We start from the raw sequence: 18999 nt of genomic DNA on the forward strand, positions 1-18999 counted from the left end.
GCGATATTTCATAAAACATTATCATCGTGAAGCTTTTTAAATTTTTGCTTTTCAAAGAAATCATCAACTGCTGCAATGAGCTTGGCGCGGTCCAGACTTTTTAGCAAATAGCCATCTGGCTTTAGGGCCAATACCTTCATAACACTCTCCTGATCATCTTTCCCGGTAAGAAAAATAACCGGTATTGTATCCACCTTGGTCTCGCTCCTGATCATTTCCAAAACCTGAGGACCAGAGGTTACTGGCATTTCGTAATCCAATAAAATCAAATCTGGCGTGTTATCCGCAATATACATAAGAGCCTGGGCACCGGAGGTAACAATAGTAACCTTATATTTTGTAGAAAGCCAATCCTTCACCATCTTCAAAAAGGTACTGTCGTCATCTACTAGCAGTATATTTTTCCGCTTTGCCAAATCATCATTGGCCTCCAACAGCCAATCCGCCTGAGCCACCAGTTTTTTCATATCAAATGGACGTTCAAAGCTGGCAGAAATTAACGGTACCGGGATACTTTGGGTCAGGGTTTCAATTTCAGAGGCAGTGCCGATAACAATAAGGAGCTTATCCTCCTCTGTACATACATCCTTAAGATATACCAAAGTATTGGTAATATCATCCACATAATCTCCCAAATATAACACAAATAAATTTGTATCTTCTTTATGAGCCCCTATATCCTCCATAGTCGGCTCCACTTCCACCACTTTATATCCAGCATCAGTAAAGCTCTTGGCAATGGTTACCACCATAAAGGACTTGCCCTTATTTATCAATAAAACAGTTTTCTGCATAGCTATCACTCCTCTGGCCACACTCGTCTAACTGTTTTTATTCGACATAAAAGCAACATTTCCTGCTTCTGCCCATATCTGCCATATTACTGCCCTCCTACCTGCAGCTCTTTTCCAACGATTGCTGCATACGCCACTGAAGCGTTAACCAACCACTCCAAAGCATCTTCACTTGTAAAATTATTTTTAATTTTCGTTGTAACTATTGACATTACATCAATGCAGTGTTATTATCTCATTGTAATCAAGTTAGTTACAACATTAAAAGAATTTTAGGAGGAAACCAAAATGAAAAATTTCAACAAAATTAATGCAACAAATGGTGCAAGAACCGAATTACATGATACCTTACAACTTACCGGTGCTGAAATCAGCGTAAATAATCTTCCAGCTGGAGCCAGCGTTCCATTTGTTCACTATCACAAAAAGAACGAAGAAATCTACTTTATCACCAACGGCAAGGGTAAGGCTGTAATAGATGGTGAAGCTGTTGAACTGACAATCGGTGACTGGCTCCGTATCTCCCCCCCCTGCCCGCCGTCAGCTCTTTGCGGCTGCTGATGAAGGTATCAGCTATGTTTGCATTCAGGTTAGGGAGAATTCCTTGGAGGAATATACCGCTGATGACGCTGCCATTGAAAAATAAGCTCAATTGACAATAAAGACTCATTGTAATAACATGATTTACAATGAGTCTTTTATTATTAGGAGAATTGATATGCAGTTTTCATTTCGCATGCCGGTAGCAGTACAAATATTGCTGTGTATTGCCAAATTTGATGGTGTCTTTAAAACCACCTCCACCTTTCTGGCTTCCAGCGTAAATATTAATCCGGTTATTATCCGCAAAACCCTGGGACAGCTAAAGGCTGCCGGACTGGTTGAAGTCGCTGCTGGTGTAGGCGGGGCAAAGCTTGTAAAAGAACCCCGTGAAATTACACTACAGGAAATATTTAATGCAGTGGAAGAAGATGAAGACTTATTTCATATTCAGGAGAATCCTAATCCTCAATGCCCTGTAGGAAGAAATATACAGCAGGTGCTGGGCAATAAATTATCCGTAGTCAAAAATCACATGCTGGATGATTTTGCCAAGATTACATTGGCTGATTTACTGAACGATATAAATACTGCTGAAGAAAGCAGACAGTAGATTTTTTCCACTGGCGGGTTATTTCATCTCATATTTTCCCACGTTATTACATTTGATTTTATTCTATTCAATCCAGCCGTTGGCAGATGGTTTGCCAGGTACCAGTGTGGAAGAAGCTTTTATCGGCATTTTCCTCCATTTCCAAAAAACGCTTAAACGGAATACTGAAGGACATAATATCCGCCGGCAATACCTTTCTGGCTGACGGATCTGTCATGCCGATAAAGCACTCCCTGCTGCCACGCTCCGAAGCAGCCAGCACATTGCCTATGGACTGGCCGCAGCCAGCGTGTCCTCCCTGACACACAACCGTTGCATTGCTCAGGGCTACTGTCTTTCCTTTGGAAGCGGCATTAATCAGGGCCACCACACAGCCCCATCGGCCCTCCTTAAACATTAAAGCTCCATCTGGCTTTTGGTCAGTGAGAATAACTGCCACAGGTTGATTTTTCAGCTTAATTGCTTCGGCAATCTTACTTTTCATAGGAAATCCCTCCTCATACACACATTTCTATGCCTTGTCCAGCTACCACATATATTCGTCACCTAGGGCCGTTATCCTGCAAATTCAGAGCGTTACTTCATATAAGTATACTACCCATAAAAAAAAGGCGATTCTTTGATAACTTCTATCAAAGGATCGCTTTTTTTAGGTAATGTCCTTAATCGCTAACTCAAAGTGCTTTCGGTTGGTTTTTAAAATCCCTTCCCTTTGCAGCTTGGAGATTTCCACCGTCATGGCAGCACGCTCCACACAGAGATAGTCAGCCAGCTCCTGCCGATTAAAGGGTATATCAAAGCTAAGACTGCCCTTCCGCTGGGCTTCCCGAGAAAGATAGGAAAGTATTTTTTCCCGGGTTGACCGTTTGCTTATATGAGTAATCTTCTCATTAAAAGCCATAACCTTATTGGCTAAAACACTAACCAAGTTTCGAATAAGCCGTTGATGGTGCTCACAGGCCGAGGAACAGCTGGCCATTAGTCTTTTGACGTTCATCATCATTATGAGGGAATCCGTCTCTGCCACAACGCTGATATTAAGCACTGCGCCAGGAGTAGCGGCATAAATTTCCCCGAAAAACTCCCCTGGATGACATTTGGCCATAATATTTCTGTGCCCCCATACATCCTCCTGAATAATGAATACCGAACCGGACAAAACCAGCCCCATGACTTCAGTGCTGTCCCCTGCCCGGAAAATATACTTCCCCTTAGGAGCCTGCACTGTATATGCACCAATGCAGCCTAATACAGACTGAATATCTGCATTATCCATACCTCTAAAAAATGCACTGTTACTTAATATAGGCAAATGTTTTTCTATTTCTTGTACAGTATTCATACCACGTAATCCTCAATGATGAGCTTCGTCACGAAATCTTCCAACAAATAAAACGATTTTTTAAGCATAAATAAACAATATACTTTAGTATAACTTATTTAACATATATTATACAAACCTAAAACTCCCAGCCGCAGCTGGGAGACATGGAAAACAAAAATCTTAAATTAGTGCGTTTTTCTTGCCAATCTCTTTTACCTGTTCAACTGTGAGCATAGTGAAACGGGCAACCATGTCAACCGACATTTTTTCTTTGAGCATTTCAAGGGCTACTTCAGCCTTTCCTTTAGCCACACCTTCAGCTATACCTTCAGCCTTATATCTCTCAATTACCTCACACATCTCGCTCACTCCTTCCTCCGTAGTCTTAAACCTACGTTTACGACCTGATGTTGCCGGGAAACGGCTATCATCATAAATATTATCCTCAGTAAAAACATCCATCAGTAGTGCAACATCTGAGCCATCATCCACTTCAGCATTGACATAAATCTCAGCAAAACCGTTATCTGCCAAGCTACCAGTTTCTCTGACTATTCTATCTACATGATACAACGCTTTGCCAGATTTGAAAACATCAAATCTTGATATGAATACAACAATTACGTCAGGTACATCCTTAAACCTATCACCCGGATCAGTAACATTGGTGGTAAGTAATGCTCCATTATAGCGTACACGTCGTTGATGGTCATCATCATCAGCTTTTTGGACCTCGATATTCACAATGCGCCCATCACCTAATAAACATTTTACATCCAATGTACAAGACCGCCCCTGAAGATTTTTTGCCACAAATTGAGGTAAATTATCCAATACCCTCAGCTCTTTATCACTTAAAATTACCTGCAATATTTCCTGGCAAAAACTTATATCCTCTGCCATCTTTTGAAACAGTGCATCGTCAATTGGATTAAGGCTCATTGCATCCTCGCGGATCTTGGATTTGTTGCTCATTAAAATAAACTCCTAGTAGACAAATTTTACCATAACTGTAATCGTTTATCAAAAATAGGTTCGTATAAATAACAAACTATGCAATATATATCACCACAAAAGCTAAAAGATTAACTGCCGTCCATCATTCCTGATAGTAATGCCGGTTTTATATTATATATCATCTTCTATTGTTTATTAATTATATTAGTATATTAACACAATATTTCTTATATTTCTATATAAAAATAATAAATTATGTTATTTTATAAATGCTGATGTTGCCAGTTTAGATGTTTAACAAGTTAACCACCCAGGGAAAACATTCCCACCGTTGCCAGCCCGCCAATAATAAAATTTCATCTATACATGATCCCATACAAAAAAAGCCTTTCTCACAAAGATAATCCCTTGTGAAAAAGGCTTTTTCCTGTTTATGAGCTAAATCTTGGCATCACACCGTAACAGTAGCGATATACTCTGTCCCTTCAGGACAGACAATATCAGGCTCTGCCAGACTGCAGTTTCCACCGGCTACGCTCATAAAATGGCAGAGGGCAATACCCATATCAATTTTCTGTACATCCCAAGACGCTCTTTCCTGCAAGGATTTCGTATGTGCTTCATAGAAGTGGAACGCATTGTCCACTTTTACGATGCGCCACGGCTGATAATTGACCGCAGATGGTCCCAATCGTACTGCTTCTAAGGCCTCTTTGATTTTTTCATCGGTTTCAACAAGCGGCGTCTCAAAGCTGTTAGCAAAAAAGAGTTCCGCCTCCGCTTTTCGCTCATCGGCATGAATGGCCGTCCGCATTTTCTGTTCTTTTGCCGACATATCAGTGGCAGCATACCCCACCGGACTGACACAATACATGATTTCGTCATCATGCAAAGCTGCGGCCTTTTCAAAAATCTGACGATCCAAAGTCCCAGCCATCCAGGTTGTACCCAAGCCTAGCGACTGCGCATAGAGCACCATTTTTTCAAAGGAATAGCCGAATGCCTCTTCACTATGCAAAACCATTGGCACCTTGCCAATAATATAATACTGCTCACCATCGATAACCGGGCTGAATAATCCCTGTTCTTTGGCGTCAACCAGCAGGAATTCAACTGGGATTCCGTATGGGTTTTCGATATTCTTCACATAGTCACATAATTTTTGGTAATCTGAGGCCGAAATGCCTTTCCCATCAAAAGTGCGAACGCTTCTTCTCTTTTTGACAAATTCCATTATATTCATGTATTTTCCTCCCTGGGTATGTGTTTTTTATGCTCAGGTCCAAGCCTGCATATTAAAAATAACACATCAATATGACCTCAATGTGACTTTTTTGAGCTGCCAATATTATATCAACCTAAAACTCCCAGCCATAGCTGGGAGTCATAAAAAACGAAATATTAAATTAGAGCATTTTTCTTGCCAATTTCCTTTACCTGTTCAACGGTGAGCTTAGTAGCACGGGCAATCATCTCTATAGATATTTTTTCCTTAAGTAGTTCAATAACAGTCTCATTCGCCATCTGTTCCCTACCCTTGGCTAAACCAAGTGCTATTCCCTTTTCTATTCCACGTCTTTCCACGCCTTCGCTCAAATTACACATTTCCTGTACACCCCTTTCAAGCCTCGGTGTCATTTTTATGGAAAATTCCTCTGCCAGTTTGTTTTTCTTTTCCTGCTGATTAAGGTCATTATCAACTAGTACAAGATTTAATAGTCGCAAAAGTCCTCCCAGCTCGGTATACTGTTTTTGCCCAAGGCAAATCATCACCACTGACAACAAATCATAGTGAGAAGTTTTTGCTTTCGCGTTACCAATTATATTTTCTTCTATTATACCATACCTGGCAATATTATATTCCCATTCTTTACTGGCATTCGTACAAACCCAAATTGAATATACCTTCTTGATTTTCTCATAGTGGGATTTGGTGAATACCGTTCCATATTGACTGGAAATCATCCTGCTGCAATAATATATTCCACGTTTCAAAAGAGGATAACCGGGATAAAAGTCGTTCTGTGCCTCAATGTTAATTATAAGTTCAATGAGATCTTCTGTATCAGGTACCAATGCAGTGAATCTCACATCAAAAAATACTGCATTTTCTACTTCGGTTGCATCTTCTGTATGCTGACTTTCTATGCGATAAATAGCGCCATCAGGCTGAACAAGAGTCTTTTCTACTTCCGGAGTACCTTGAATATACTTATTAACTATATCCTTAACAGATATATTTTCATATTCTCGTACACAAGTCTTTAAGATATGGCCTATAATCCCCTTCTCTGATAAAACCTCCTTACAGGCCTCATCATATAGCATTTTCCGCCGTCTATCCGCACTACCCATGCCAATTCTCCTCAATTAAATATTATATCATGCTAAATATATTAATATATTATCACATTTTACATAATATTTCTATGCGGAAATAAAATAATATGTTATTTTATACGGTAAAATATTATGATAATAAATCACGGCACAATAAAAAGGACTGCCGAAGCAGCCCTTTCAATACATCGCAAGGTGTGTCGGAAAACAAAATAAATCAGATCCCCAATTATGCCTTCATCCAGCAATAATTCAAACACCTCAGCACATTCCAGGTACACATCATGCGATCTACCTTGAACAGTTGTTATTTCATATTTTCCCACCATTGCCCAAATTGCTGTGGTGGTTCATCACCTATATAGAGGACCTCACCAATCATAGGAGTAAGCAGCTTATAGCTCTGCCCTTGGCTGTAGCGGCTTAATTCAATATATGGCTCCTGCCACGGATGGCGGGCCAAAGCAAACTTTCCGCCATGAGCAGGCAGCAATGCTTTTGCTCCCACATCCACCGCCGCTTTAGCGGTTTCCTCTGGCAGCATGTGAATAGCGTGCCAAGCCATATTATACTGGCCATTTTCGCCAAGCATCAGATCAAATCCACCGAACTGGTCACCAATGGCCTTAAAATAAGCCCCATAGCCCCCATCACCACTGTAATAAACCTTGTGAATCGGCGTTACAAAGGCAAAGCCACACCACAGGGTAGGATTTGGCGTAAGAAACCGCCCCGAAAAGTGCTGAGATGGTAACACATGAACAGAAAAGCCCTCTGCTAGTTTAATTTCCGCATCCCAGTCTTCTTCATGGAGAATTTGTGGATCAAAGCCCCACTGTTCGAAATATTCGCCTACACCAAGGGGACAAACGATATTCTTTATCTTGCTTTTCAAAGACATAACTGTGGGATAATCCAGATGGTCCCAATGGTCATGGGAAATGGCCAACACATCAATATCCGGAATATCATCGGCATTATAGACATTACTGCCAGTAAAGGCTTTATTTATAAAAAATACTGGTGAAGCATAGGGGCTGAACACCGGGTCTATTAAAATTCGCCGCCCACCTAATTGCATATAAAATGTGGAATGACCCATCCACACCACCAAATCCCGATTTATGTCCAGAGCTTTTAAATCTGTTTTATGGGACACCATAGGCTCCTGAGGTGACAGTGCTGACTTGTCCCCAAAGAGAAACTTGGCGGTGGCCACAAACCGATTTTCCCCGCTATCCTCATTCATCACCTGTACTGGCACCAGATTTTGGAACTGACCATTGACATAGTGAGGTGAAGCCTGAATGCGGGCTAATCGCTCCTCCTGTGGCAGCCGTCCAAATTCCGGCCGATGAACAAAGCTTAATCCCCCAAGAGAAAGCATTCCTACCGTCGCCAGTCCGCCAATAATAAAGTTTCGTCTATTCATGCGCGTTCACCATATACTTACTCTACCTCAATTAATTCATACTGGTCATTGCCCATCCTCAGCTCCTTCATAGCTGATAACTGTCGTAAGCCTTCCCGGCTTTCAATGCGTTCGATGAGGTCATTTTTACGGGAATCCTTAAAATTATATACCAGGTCAATAGAGGCCTGGTCAATAGCCAAAATATCCGTTGAGGCCAATATGGCGATATCTGGGATAACAGGCTCCGCCGCACTGGTCCCAGCGCAATCACAATCCACCGACATACGTCTCATCACATTTAAGAAAGTGATATTTTTGCCAAAATGGTCACAAATAGCCTTGCCACTATCCGCCATAAGCTCCATAAAGAGACCGCCCATTACCCATTTCCCGTAATCCTGTACACCATGAACCTGTAGCTTTCCCTTTTTACCTGAAGCACAGCCAATGGCGATATTTTTCAATGAACCGCCAAAGCCGCCCATGGCATGGCCTTTGAAATGGGTAAGCACCACCAGTGAATCATAATTTGCCAAATGGCCTCCCACAGCCACCTCTTTAAGATGCAAGCCGTTCTTGACAGGGAAATTCACATCACCGTCTTCATCTATAATATCCACCGGGCAGAAGGTCCAGCCATTGGTCTGCAAGGTTTCCCGATGCTGCTGCGTGGTAGAACGTGGCCCCCCATAGGCCACATTTGCTTCAATAATGGTACTGTTTGGTATCTGACTCTGGAAGGCTTGTACCATATCCCGTGGCAAAATATTGGGACCATGGGGCTCACCAGTATGGAGCTTGATTGCTATTTTGCCACTTATTTCACTATTAACCTTCTCGTACAGCTTCTGAAGGTGCTCTGCATCTATATGCTTGGTAAAATATACCTTTGCCTTATCTGACGCCTGTACAGACGCTTTATTGGCATTTGTTGCAGAAGTTGCAGAAGATTTACTATCCGCGGCCTTTGCACCACAACCACTTACAAATCCCGATAACCCAGTAAGACTAACTCCGGCAATGGCCGCACTGGCCATTTTCACAAAATTACGGCGTGACATATTCGACATAGCATTATCCCTCCTAAGCCGTAAATTCTATACTTCTTCCTATGCAAAAGAATATCATAAACAAAAATCTATTGCTACACCTCACTCGCGCTTGGAATTTCATCTTCCTCGAATTTGATTTTCTAAAGTATATCAGACGGTAGTCACTACCGGTCAAGAAGAAAAGGAGTCATACTTATGTATACGATGGTCCATAGTAATAAGATGCTGTAGCACCACCGTCTACTAAAAATGTTGAACCAGTAATAAACTGCGCCCGTTCACTCATCAAAAGCTCCGCAACATCAGCTACTTCATCAGCAGTACCTGGACGGCCTGCCGGGCATTTGGCAAACATATTCTTGTAAAAATCACCACGAGGACCATTGAATTCATCTATGGCCAAAGGCGTAACAATGATTCCAGGCGCAATATCATTGATTCGTGCTCCACGTTCGCCCCAGCGGACAGCTTCATACATCGTGCGCTTTTCATTACAGCGTTTGGCCAACTGATAGGCATGCAAGGTATCCTTTATCTTTTCCGGCTGCAAAAAATCCAACTTTAACAGGTCTTCTGTCGGGGTCATCGCCAGTGCCCTGTCCTGTTCAGGCGTGAGTGCTGGCATACGATGCCCGGACTGACTGGATATAATTATCCCCGTGCCGCCCTTAGCGATAACCTTGCCCACTTCTTCCATCAATACTGCCGTTCCATAAAGGTCAACCTGCAAGATCACTTCAATCGGTGCCTGTGATGGCGAAACACCGGCACCACAGACCAATGCTTTTACTTCGCCATATTCCGTTGCTTTTTGCACCATAGACTGAATAGAAGTCCGTGAAGACATATCCATCACAAATGGCTCCACATCAAAGCCTGACTGATTCATAATTTTAGAAACTGCCTGCGCATTGTTTTCGTTTTTATCCCCGAGAATAATTTTCTTGCCATAACCCATGCGGCGGGCAATAGCCATGGAAATCTGCCCTGCACCGGTGACAATCATAACATCTTTACTCATTTTATTTATCCTCTTTTATTCCAGATTTTTCTTTGCCCAGGCAGTCACTTTTGCTTCAGAGCCTGTAGCGGCTCCCCCCTGTATAGCCAAGCCTTCACCAACCACAGCTCCCCGACAAAACTTTTTCAAAGCGGCAGGAGCCCCGGCAATGCCACTGCCCTCATGGGTCATCAATGGAAACACTTTTTTACCGTTAAAATCCAACGCCTCCAACTGGGTAAAAACCGCACAAGGATAGGTCCCCCACCAGCAAGGGCCAGCCACTACAATATTGTCATATTCGGCTACTGAGTCCAGCATTTTAATTAGTTTCGGACGGGCGTTGTTTTTCAATTCTTCCTTTGCTTCAACTGTACACTGGGTATAATCCGTAGAATAGGCTTTTTGCGTCTCTATCTCAAAAATGTCCGCACCTACGGCTTTTTGTATATATTCTGCACATATTTCCGTATTGCCCTTTGGCAAATCCACAATACTGCCATTTACATAGTTCTGCCCCTTACGGGAATAATAGATTACCAATGTCTTTACCATAACAAACGCCCCCCATTACACATTCTGCTTCTTGGTAATCACAAAATGCTGCTCACGTTCCTTAATGAGCCACTTGCCATCCTGTTTCACCAGCTTATCCGTATAGCGGATGTAGTTGTCCGACACCACATCATGTCCGTTTTCCTCCATCACCAGGGCTGCCCGGCAGTAATGCACATCCGTGGCCCTATCGCCTTCCACTTCAATTACCTGCTGGCCGTTTTGATGGTGTGAGGCCTTAATGCCCCCGGTAAAGGCGCTGAACTGTTTTTCCAGTGTATCCCGCCCATGAATATCCATGGTGAGCTTATCACCCATATAGACCATAACATGAACGTCCTCGGTAAAATACTCCATCTGGGCTGGCACATTGCACTCCAGATTGGCAAAACCATCAATAACCTCACGAATCGCTTCTTTTGCTTCTAAAATCTCCAATGACATTTAATATTCCCCTTTCATCACATCTGTATTTACTTTTGTTGATTTTATTATAGCCGCCTCTTATTGGAATATCTAATTGTAAATTTAGATTATTGATTTAATTTTTTTATTGAAATCATTGTTTTTTACCACGTCAACCGCTATACTGCAAATAGAAACAAAGGAGGCCTCACCTATGAACACCAAACAGATGGAATATATATTGGAACTGGCGCAGGTGCTGAATTTCAACCGTGCAGCCGAAAACCTCTTTATTTCTCAGCCCACACTCACTTATCAAATAAAGCTGGCAGAAAAGGAAATTGGCTTTGATATCTTTGAACGATCTGGAAAAGGAGCTGCTCTCACCCCTGCGGGGGCCCAATTCGTGGGAACACTGCGCTCTATATACAATCAACTGACTGCCGCCATTGAACAGGGACAAAATTTTAGTGCCAAATACAAGGAAAGTATTAGCATAACCTTGCCCATACGCTCCGCCATCTATTTCCTTCCCCAAGTCATCTCCCAATTCAGCCGCAGCTATCCTGAAGTCTCTATAGTTGCTAACTTTGACTGGAAGGATGGGCAAAATGCTTTTCTGAAGGGAGAACATGACGTGACCTTTGCCATGGAATACACCATGAAACGGGTACCAGACGTTATTTGCCACCATCTGTTTAATAGCAAAATATATCTTATTACAGAGAAAAATGATCCATTAACAAAAAAGTCGCTGGTTTTACCCAGCGACTTAAAAGGTCGTACCCTTATGGTAGGCGGTGGCTCGCCGCCTGTGTTACGTGCTCTGCAGCAGCGTATGATTCAGGAAATTCATGTGGATTACTTCAACAGTCCCGACCATGATACCACCCTAACCAACGTAGCAGCTCATCGCGGTGTATGTCTGGCGCCTGGCTTTCTTAACGACCATAATGATGAATTTGCCTGGCTGAATTTTGATAGCGAGGTAATCATTCCCTGCGGTGTTTATACCCATAAAAATGATCAACGAGAATCCCTCCGTGCCTTCATAAAGCTATTGCAGCACTTCTACCTCGACCAGCCGAATTTTAAGGTCTGAATTACGGCTTTCAGATATTTGGAGCTTGCAAAGTCTATGTTGCCATGCCAAGGAAGGATAACACAGAATCTCAAGCAGGCATTAGCCCTGTCTGCATAAGAATCCCAAAAATATCCGGACAGCCAGTATCCGAAACGAACTGGCTGTTTTTTATTTGGTAAAAGTTCATGCAACGAACCTTAAACTTTTTTCCAGTAGCCGCATGACCCATAAAATCACCGTCATGTGTTCCTGTACAAGTCCAGCACACGGCTATTTTCCCAGGCTCTGTCACACAGTCCACCAAGTGCCATTGTACATCGGAAAATGCTGACCGCATCATGTGCACAATCGCCAAATAACCCTTTGGCCCCGTCAGTGGCTCTGGCTGGGTCGGTGCATAAAATATGGCATCTGCAGCAATCAGCTTTTTTGCCAAAGCTTCATTCGCTGTATTAATCATCGTTTCAAACTCAACCAGTAATTGTTTTTCCTCGCTGTTATTCATGGTCAATAACTTCCTTTTCAATCATCGTATGTTATATGCTACTTTCTTACTCCCCGTCAGCATAGACCGGTCAGCCTGCAAAAAACCTTCCATAGCCGTCCAGGTTACGGGGAAATTATCGATAAAGGCAGAATGCCATGCTTTAGGGACAATGCAGAGGCTGGCATTCGGGATATACTGCTCGGCCTCCACCATCGTGACCATAGGGGCATGGTCATCTTCATCTCCCGCAATCAGCAATACCGGACACTGAATGGTCTTGAGGAAATCTTCCCCCACTTCCATGTTGCTCCAGAAATTCATATAGCTGGTACAAAATTCCTGATAACGTTCCGGTTCCGGCATGATGTTTTTCTGCTGCTCAATAAACTGTCCATCAATTTTGGCTAAATCCTCCACCTTCATTTCCCCACCGAAAAAGCCTTTTTTCAGGGTACCGACACCAATGGCAACAACCCTGTCCACCCGCTCAGGGTACATGGATGCCACTTTATAAGCCGTGTAGGCACCATCGCTAAAGCCCAACAGTATTGCAGGTTTATCCGTAACGGCTTTCATCACCGCCAGCATATCCTCAGCCTTTTGCTCATAGGTCAGCGGAGAGTGACCAATTTCTGAACGACCATGACCACGGGTAGACACGGCTATTACCTGGCAGTTTTGACGCAGCTTATCGATAAGCTGCCCCATTTCATAAGGAGTGCCTACGCCACCACCATGAAAGACAAAAACAGGCTTGCCCTCGCCATAAACTTCATAATAAATCTTTGCATCGCCGGCCTGTACATAATGACCGGCTTTTTCATTGTTGCCATAAGGCGTATTGCTTTCATAATTTCCCGGCTGCTGCATAAAATAATGCAAAGGTGCTGCCGCAGCTTCAATTATTGTGCCAAAGGTCAGGGCCGTCCCCAACATCATAGTGGCAAGTCCTGTGGTGATTTTTTTCCAGTTCATCAGTACATCCAAGAAATGTATCACAGTAAGGAGCTCTCCATCTTAATCAGCTACCAAGGTCTTGCCCAATTCATAAGCCGCCGCACATTGCTTAGGGAACATCTCCTCACGATAAGCAGCTTTAGCCTGCGGGTCGAATATCGAGGACTCATATTTGGCATAGTCGCTAAACTGTGTTGTATTATACGCATATAGCGTCTTGGTTTCCGCTTGCAGGATTTTGCTGGCAAAACCTTCATGAACAGCAAATTTTTCCCGCATACCAAACTGTTTAACATGTTCCTCGGTCATATTCATGGTGTAAATAAACGCATTTGGTAACGACTTTGGAAAAACGGTTGGGATTTCATTGCTGTAAATGTAATTGGAAAACAGCAGCCTCTCGATAAATGCACTCATTCCAGAAGAAAGATTCATAAAATAAACGGGTACGCCCATAATCAAAGCATCTGCTTCCTTAATGCGTTCGATAATCGGCGTTAAATCATCCTTCATTGCGCAGGTACCATGCTCCTTGTCCTTGCGTTTGCAATAGAAGCAGCTGATACAGCCTTTGAAGTTCAGACTATAAAGATTGATCAGCTCGGTTTCCGCACCAGCTTCCTGCGCTCCTTTTAAGGCCTGGTGCAATAGCTCTGCCGTGTTACCATTACGCCGTGGACTACCATTAATGGCAATTACTTTTTTCATCATTCAAGCCCTCCTATTTTCATACACAAATACCTAGGTATCCTCTTCGACACCAACTAAAAATTACCTGCTATGCATTTTAGCATATATTTCTTTATCCACCTTATCATTCAAGCGGGCCACAACAAAGGCTGAGGAAATATCACCAGCCACGTTGCCGGCAGTCATAATACAATCCATAATAGGATCAATAACAATGAAAAGTATTACCACGGATGCCGGTACACCAGCCATTCCAAAAATAGAGGCCATAACAATTACCGTAGATCCCGTGACACTTGGGAAGGTGAAGGTCAATAAAAGAGTCCCCACGAAGAAGGATATAAGGAACTCAATATACATACATTTCCTCCTCATCATCGGAAACTTCCTCCATAGATACCAATGGATTAAAGGCCTCCCCACGGGCTGAAAGGCTGATGCTGATATCCCCAAACCGCCTTCTGATGGTAAGCCTGCCCTCAAAATTTTCCGCATCGGCAGAAGCACTTACCAGGCGAAAAAAGGTTTCCTCCAATAAAAGCTCCCCTTTAAGGATTTCCTTTTTGGTAAATACTTCCTTTCCTCTACATCTTCGACTATTTTTTGCTAAATCCTTGAATAAAAAAACCATTGACCAGTCCGGGACCAATCAATGGGATTTAGATTAAATTCAGCAGGACTCTAAAGCCCCCTCTGAATGACTCTCACTTTACAAGCCCTTGGCAAAATCTCTGATTTCATTCATTTTAGCCTCGGACTTATTTTCTTCGCCGGCAACGGTAATAATACCAGCCACTTCAATATTAGCATAAGCCATATAGCTCTTGAACTGGGCAATGGAACCATCGTGAGTACCTGGAGAACCAGAAGAAAGCATCAGGACACATTTCTTTGCCTTCTGTGGCTTGCCAATGCAATATACGCGCTGAATTGCTGCCTGCATCTGAGCTGTCATGGTGAAATAATACACAGGAGAAGCAAACACAATCATATCAGCTTCCTTGTAGGCTGGCAGCAGCTTCTCAAAATCATCCTTTTGAATACAAGCTCCCTCGCCCTTGGTATGGCAATACTCACAGCCAAGACAGCCACCAATTTTCATCTTGCCAACATGATATTCTTCTACCTGATGACCAGCTGCCTCAGCACCTTCACAGAAAGCCTGTACCATAGCTGCAGTATTCACTTTACGTGGACTTCCATTAAAAATTGCAATTTTCATTTATAATCCTCCTAAATAATACACCACTACACACATCACTGTTTTTAGGGATTACCGTTTAATTCCACTTTCCTCATAAGCAAATGCGGAGCCTACACCGAAGTGAATAATCCACTCTGGACGTTCCTCAATAGGAATCCAATAGCCATAGGCCTTGCCAAAGGCCCCCTCGTAGGTAATCGCCACCGTCTCCTTGCTGTCAGCCGCCTTATTGCACAAGCAGCCCTTATGCTGTTCAGGCTTACCGATAGATGAGCATTTAATCCCTGGCTTTAAACCGAATTCTGCTGCTTTTTTGTTCACAGCAATAATTTCCCGATCCTTCTTAATTACCATAACTGCCTCGGGAAAACCATTCCACATTACATGAAACGCCTTAATTAATTCTTCATCATTCATAACGTTATAAACTCTCCTTACGCCTTATTAAATTTATCCTTGTTCTGCTTGCAGACAGGACATTTCCAATCATCAGGTAAATCCTCAAAGGCTGTACCAGCTGGTATGCCATGGTCCGGATCACCTACAGCAGGGTCATAAACGGCCCCACATATTGAACACACATATTTACCAGTAGCCTGCTGCTCCCCATAATTCATTTCTGGAGGGATAGAAGTAGGCATATTGGCCAAATCAACAACTTTTTTATTATCCAGATTTTCATACCCTAATGGTGTATGGGTTGACAAATATACTGTCTGGTGGCTTTCAATAAAGGCACGAACCCTATTCAGGGTATCCCGTGCTGCTGCCTTGTCCTCGGTGGCAACTGACAGCTTATTACAATAAAGGGCTTCATCCGTATAGGTCACGTCACCATGAATGATATAGTGGAGGCCATCATTCTCTACTATAATAATGCTGTTACCCGTAGTATGTCCTGGGGCAAAAACATAATAAACACCATCGGCAATCTTTTGGCATTTATCGAAGTTTTCATAAGCGCCATCGGTGAAATCTACCCTTACCACATTATCGCCCTTTAATTCCATGGCGTCGGCTTCAATCCTGGCAATGTATATCTGGGCATTCGGAAAGCTGCGAAGCTCACCGGTATGGTCAGGATGCTTGTGGGTAACGAGGATTTTAGTAACCTGCTCCTTTTTATATCCCAGCTTGGACAGGGCAGTCACATAATCATCGATTCGCCTGCCTAAATAAATTGGTGCATTCAAATCCACCGCCATATCCGGCTGCTCCAATGGCATTCCAGTATCCACCAGAATCACCTCATCACCGGTATCAATGAGGAAATTCTGTAAGGTGCTGCGATACTTCACATTCTTGTCGAATTTGTCCTCGCCATCCTCCAAGCCCATGGCAAAGGGCTGTGTCATGAAGCCATTCTCATAAAGTTTTACTGCCTTGATTTCCATGCGTCTTGCTCTCCCTTCTGCAAACATTGAAAACTGCCCAGCTAGCAGACAGGCTGTACCTATACCTGCAGCCTTAATAAACTCACGACGATTCATATTTTTCTACACCACCATTAATTCTGAATGTAAAATCTCAAGCTTTTAACCTGATCTCCTCTCTGCCTTCAATCTCTGCTACGCTTTTTATTAAATTACTCATTCAAATGGTTGAGCTTTGAACCACTGTATAATCATTACACACATCAATCTTTACGCTAACTATTCGAGCTGCAAAGTAATAAATCCTTCCCATGGTACAGTAAAGCAGCCAGCAATACTAAGGTAAACATTACTGGCTGTTCTTCTTACAACAATTTTTCAATTGCTGCGGCCATGGTGGACGGGGTGGTAGTTGGTTCATAACGATCCACTACATTGCCTTCTCGATCAATAAGGAACTTGGTAAAATTCCACTTAATGCCATCGCCTTCCAAATACTCTGGGAAATTTTTCTTGAGGGCATCCAGCAGCACTGCAGATAATTCATGATTTTCGTCAAAGCCCTTAAAGCCTTTTTCTGCTGTTAAGTACTTAAAGAGAGGCTGAGCTGTTTCACCGCGGACATCACCCTTCTCAAAAAGCTGGAAGCTGACACCATAGTTACGGCGGCAGAACTGCTGTACCTCGCTATTGCTGCCAGGTTCCTGCTCACCAAACTGGTTGCATGGGAAGCCGAGGATTTCAAGGCCCTTATCCTGATACTTATCGTACAGCTCCTGCAATTCCTTATACTGAGGCGTGAAACCGCACTTGCTGGCTGTATTGACAATAATCAGCACCTTGCCTGCATAATCCTTGAGGGACTTTACCTCACCGCTGTTTGTTTTTGCTGAAAAATCATAAACACTCATTATTATTCTCCTTTTCTAATATATAAACTACCATTCTATCAAAGCCCCAACAAGGCGTCTATTTTGCCCTTATCAAAGCCCAATACATACTCTTTGCCATCTGCGGTAATTACAGGAACGGCCTCGTCATTGGTCAGTGCCTGGCATTCTGCCAGAGCGACTTCATCGTTTTCGATGTTACATTCCACATATTCCACCTGCCGTGACTGTAAGTATTTTTTTACCTTGTCACACCAAGGACAATTATTGATTGAATATACCTTAACCATCATTATTTCTCCTTTCTGATTTGCGCTAAATATTTCTCCGCCAAAATAGCGGCTGTCGTACCATCTGCGGCGGCGGTGGTAAGCTGCCGTACTTCCTTGTATCGGACATCACCGGCGGCAAACACACCTGGAATATTGGTGCGACAATCCTCGCCGGCAGCAATCCGCCCATCCTCCGCAAGTTCTATATCCCCTTGGAACATATCCGTATTTGGGGTAACGCCGATATTGACAAAAATGCCATCTATGGCCAATTCTTTCATTTCTCCGGTCCCTTTATCCAAGACCTCAACGGTTTCTAACTGCTTGTCGCCCTTTAACGCCACCACATCGGTTTCAAGCATAATTTCTACCTTGGCATTGCTGCGCAGCTTTTCCTGTGCTGATTCATCGGCACGCAGCTGAGAGCGGTGGAGCAGATAAAGTTTTCTGGCATATTTGGTCAGGAAATTGGCTGCATCTACGGCGGCATTACCACCGCCCATAACGGCAATTACCTTGTCCTGATATAAGTGGCCATCACAAAGCTCGCAATAATGCACTCCCCTGCCAGCGTATTTGCGCTCTTCGGGAAGAGGTAATTTACGCCGCTCCATGCCAGAGGCGATAATCACGCTGCCGGCTTCGTAAATACATGACTCAGTTTCCACGATTTTATGCTCTGCCTGTAGACTGACCCTCTCAATTAGGTCAAACTCATCTATCACAGCACCAAATCTCTCCGCCTGCTGCTGTACCGTGGCAATTAAATGCTTCCCCGCCACATTGGGCATTCCGGGATAATTTTCAATTCCGGTGGCATTGGCAATCTGACCACCCACCAACGCATTTTCCAGCACCAGTACCGACAGATTCATACGGCCCGCATAAAGAGCAGCGGTAAGACCGGCCATGCCTGCTCCTATGATGACGATATCCTTTTGTATCCGCTTCTTTTCCGTTGGCATCATTATCTCCTTTCTATCTTCCAGATTTACTATGCTTATGATTGTAATGACCTTTTGTGACCCTTATGTGACCTTAATTCGAT

General features: G+C 43.2%; 25 protein-coding genes. 3 read left to right on the top strand and 22 right to left on the bottom strand.

What is annotated here, in order from left to right:
• Positions 1–8 precede the first annotated feature (8 nt).
• Positions 9–794 carry a PleD family two-component system response regulator gene (locus ACKI5G_RS07285; RefSeq protein ID WP_407399029.1) on the bottom strand — a complete coding sequence of 262 codons (786 nt, stop codon included), beginning with the start codon at positions 792–794 and terminating at the stop codon, positions 9–11.
• A 288-nt stretch (positions 795–1082) separates the two neighbouring features.
• Here ACKI5G_RS07285 and ACKI5G_RS07290 point away from each other — a divergent pair, with 288 nt between their 5' ends.
• Complete coding sequence (locus tag ACKI5G_RS07290) at positions 1083–1355, top strand: hypothetical protein (RefSeq protein ID WP_407399031.1); 273 nt, start codon at positions 1083–1085, stop codon at positions 1353–1355.
• 157 nt (positions 1356–1512) lie between these two features.
• Positions 1513–1947: an Rrf2 family transcriptional regulator gene (locus ACKI5G_RS07295; RefSeq protein WP_407399033.1), complete on the top strand. Its 435-nt coding sequence runs from the start codon at positions 1513–1515 to the stop codon at positions 1945–1947.
• 67 nt (positions 1948–2014) lie between these two features.
• Here ACKI5G_RS07295 and ACKI5G_RS07300 read toward each other — a convergent pair whose 3' ends face one another.
• The 10 genes from ACKI5G_RS07300 to ACKI5G_RS07345 all read right to left on the bottom strand — a co-directional run bounded on the left by ACKI5G_RS07300 (position 2015) and on the right by ACKI5G_RS07345 (position 11033).
• On the bottom strand, positions 2015–2431 hold the full coding sequence (locus tag ACKI5G_RS07300) for a DUF169 domain-containing protein (protein WP_407399034.1): 417 nt from the start codon (positions 2429–2431) through the stop codon (positions 2015–2017).
• A 165-nt stretch (positions 2432–2596) separates the two neighbouring features.
• Positions 2597–3289, bottom strand: coding sequence for a Crp/Fnr family transcriptional regulator (locus tag ACKI5G_RS07305; protein ID WP_407399036.1), 693 nt, complete (start codon positions 3287–3289; stop codon positions 2597–2599).
• A gap of 162 nt (positions 3290–3451) precedes the next feature.
• The gene (locus ACKI5G_RS07310) at positions 3452–4246 is read right to left on the bottom strand and encodes an Rpn family recombination-promoting nuclease/putative transposase (protein WP_407399038.1); all 795 of its coding nucleotides are present in this window, start codon (positions 4244–4246) and stop codon (positions 3452–3454) included.
• A 433-nt stretch (positions 4247–4679) separates the two neighbouring features.
• A complete protein-coding gene (locus ACKI5G_RS07315) occupies positions 4680–5471 on the bottom strand; it encodes a nitroreductase family protein (RefSeq protein WP_407399040.1) in 792 nt (263 codons plus the stop codon).
• A gap of 158 nt (positions 5472–5629) precedes the next feature.
• Positions 5630–6583 carry a hypothetical protein gene (locus tag ACKI5G_RS07320; protein WP_407399042.1) on the bottom strand — a complete coding sequence of 318 codons (954 nt, stop codon included), beginning with the start codon at positions 6581–6583 and terminating at the stop codon, positions 5630–5632.
• Positions 6584–6875: 292 nt separating this feature from the next.
• Positions 6876–8000 carry an MBL fold metallo-hydrolase gene (locus ACKI5G_RS07325; protein ID WP_407399044.1) on the bottom strand — a complete coding sequence of 375 codons (1125 nt, stop codon included), beginning with the start codon at positions 7998–8000 and terminating at the stop codon, positions 6876–6878.
• Between the two features lie 17 nt (positions 8001–8017).
• A complete protein-coding gene (locus ACKI5G_RS07330; protein WP_407399046.1) occupies positions 8018–9052 on the bottom strand; it encodes a DUF362 domain-containing protein in 1035 nt (344 codons plus the stop codon).
• Positions 9053–9227: 175 nt separating this feature from the next.
• Entirely contained in the window at positions 9228–10055 is an 828-nt protein-coding gene (locus ACKI5G_RS07335) for an SDR family oxidoreductase (protein WP_407399048.1), read from the bottom strand.
• 15 nt (positions 10056–10070) lie between these two features.
• Positions 10071–10589: a flavodoxin gene (locus ACKI5G_RS07340; RefSeq protein WP_407399050.1), complete on the bottom strand. Its 519-nt coding sequence runs from the start codon at positions 10587–10589 to the stop codon at positions 10071–10073.
• Between the two features lie 15 nt (positions 10590–10604).
• Positions 10605–11033, bottom strand: coding sequence for a nuclear transport factor 2 family protein (locus ACKI5G_RS07345; RefSeq protein WP_407399052.1), 429 nt, complete (start codon positions 11031–11033; stop codon positions 10605–10607).
• A 175-nt stretch (positions 11034–11208) separates the two neighbouring features.
• On the opposite strand from ACKI5G_RS07345, the gene ACKI5G_RS07350 reads away from it, so the two are divergent.
• Positions 11209–12096, top strand: a complete 888-nt coding sequence (locus tag ACKI5G_RS07350) for a LysR family transcriptional regulator (protein ID WP_407399054.1) — start codon at positions 11209–11211, stop codon at positions 12094–12096.
• 70 nt (positions 12097–12166) lie between these two features.
• On the opposite strand, the gene ACKI5G_RS07355 is transcribed toward ACKI5G_RS07350, so the two are convergent.
• The 11 genes from ACKI5G_RS07355 to ACKI5G_RS07405 form a co-directional block, all read right to left on the bottom strand.
• A complete protein-coding gene (locus tag ACKI5G_RS07355; protein WP_407399056.1) occupies positions 12167–12583 on the bottom strand; it encodes an ester cyclase in 417 nt (138 codons plus the stop codon).
• Positions 12584–12604: 21 nt separating this feature from the next.
• Positions 12605–13564 (bottom strand): alpha/beta fold hydrolase, encoded by a 960-nt coding sequence (locus ACKI5G_RS07360; RefSeq protein WP_407399058.1) that lies wholly within the window; start codon positions 13562–13564, stop codon positions 12605–12607.
• Positions 13565–13582: 18 nt separating this feature from the next.
• Entirely contained in the window at positions 13583–14233 is a 651-nt protein-coding gene (locus tag ACKI5G_RS07365; RefSeq protein ID WP_407399060.1) for a flavodoxin family protein, read from the bottom strand.
• A gap of 60 nt (positions 14234–14293) precedes the next feature.
• The gene (locus tag ACKI5G_RS07370) at positions 14294–14572 is read right to left on the bottom strand and encodes a cation:dicarboxylate symporter family transporter (protein WP_407399062.1); all 279 of its coding nucleotides are present in this window, start codon (positions 14570–14572) and stop codon (positions 14294–14296) included.
• Positions 14562–14747, bottom strand: coding sequence for a hypothetical protein (locus ACKI5G_RS07375; protein WP_407399064.1), 186 nt, complete (start codon positions 14745–14747; stop codon positions 14562–14564). The genes ACKI5G_RS07370 and ACKI5G_RS07375 overlap by 11 nt, the downstream gene beginning before the upstream one ends.
• A gap of 174 nt (positions 14748–14921) precedes the next feature.
• Positions 14922–15434, bottom strand: coding sequence for a flavodoxin family protein (locus tag ACKI5G_RS07380; protein WP_407399066.1), 513 nt, complete (start codon positions 15432–15434; stop codon positions 14922–14924).
• Positions 15435–15485: 51 nt separating this feature from the next.
• Positions 15486–15833 carry a hypothetical protein gene (locus ACKI5G_RS07385; protein ID WP_407399068.1) on the bottom strand — a complete coding sequence of 116 codons (348 nt, stop codon included), beginning with the start codon at positions 15831–15833 and terminating at the stop codon, positions 15486–15488.
• A gap of 17 nt (positions 15834–15850) precedes the next feature.
• Positions 15851–16906 carry a rubredoxin gene (locus tag ACKI5G_RS07390; protein WP_407399070.1) on the bottom strand — a complete coding sequence of 352 codons (1056 nt, stop codon included), beginning with the start codon at positions 16904–16906 and terminating at the stop codon, positions 15851–15853.
• A gap of 248 nt (positions 16907–17154) precedes the next feature.
• Positions 17155–17700 (bottom strand): glutathione peroxidase, encoded by a 546-nt coding sequence (locus tag ACKI5G_RS07395; protein ID WP_407399072.1) that lies wholly within the window; start codon positions 17698–17700, stop codon positions 17155–17157.
• A 38-nt stretch (positions 17701–17738) separates the two neighbouring features.
• Positions 17739–17969, bottom strand: coding sequence for a glutaredoxin family protein (locus ACKI5G_RS07400; protein ID WP_407399099.1), 231 nt, complete (start codon positions 17967–17969; stop codon positions 17739–17741).
• A gap of 2 nt (positions 17970–17971) precedes the next feature.
• Positions 17972–18919 carry an NAD(P)/FAD-dependent oxidoreductase gene (locus ACKI5G_RS07405; protein ID WP_407399074.1) on the bottom strand — a complete coding sequence of 316 codons (948 nt, stop codon included), beginning with the start codon at positions 18917–18919 and terminating at the stop codon, positions 17972–17974.
• Positions 18920–18999 lie beyond the last annotated feature (80 nt).

Source organism: Anaerovibrio sp. (genome assembly GCF_045637405.1).
Lineage (GTDB): Bacteria > Bacillota > Negativicutes > Selenomonadales > Selenomonadaceae > Anaerovibrio.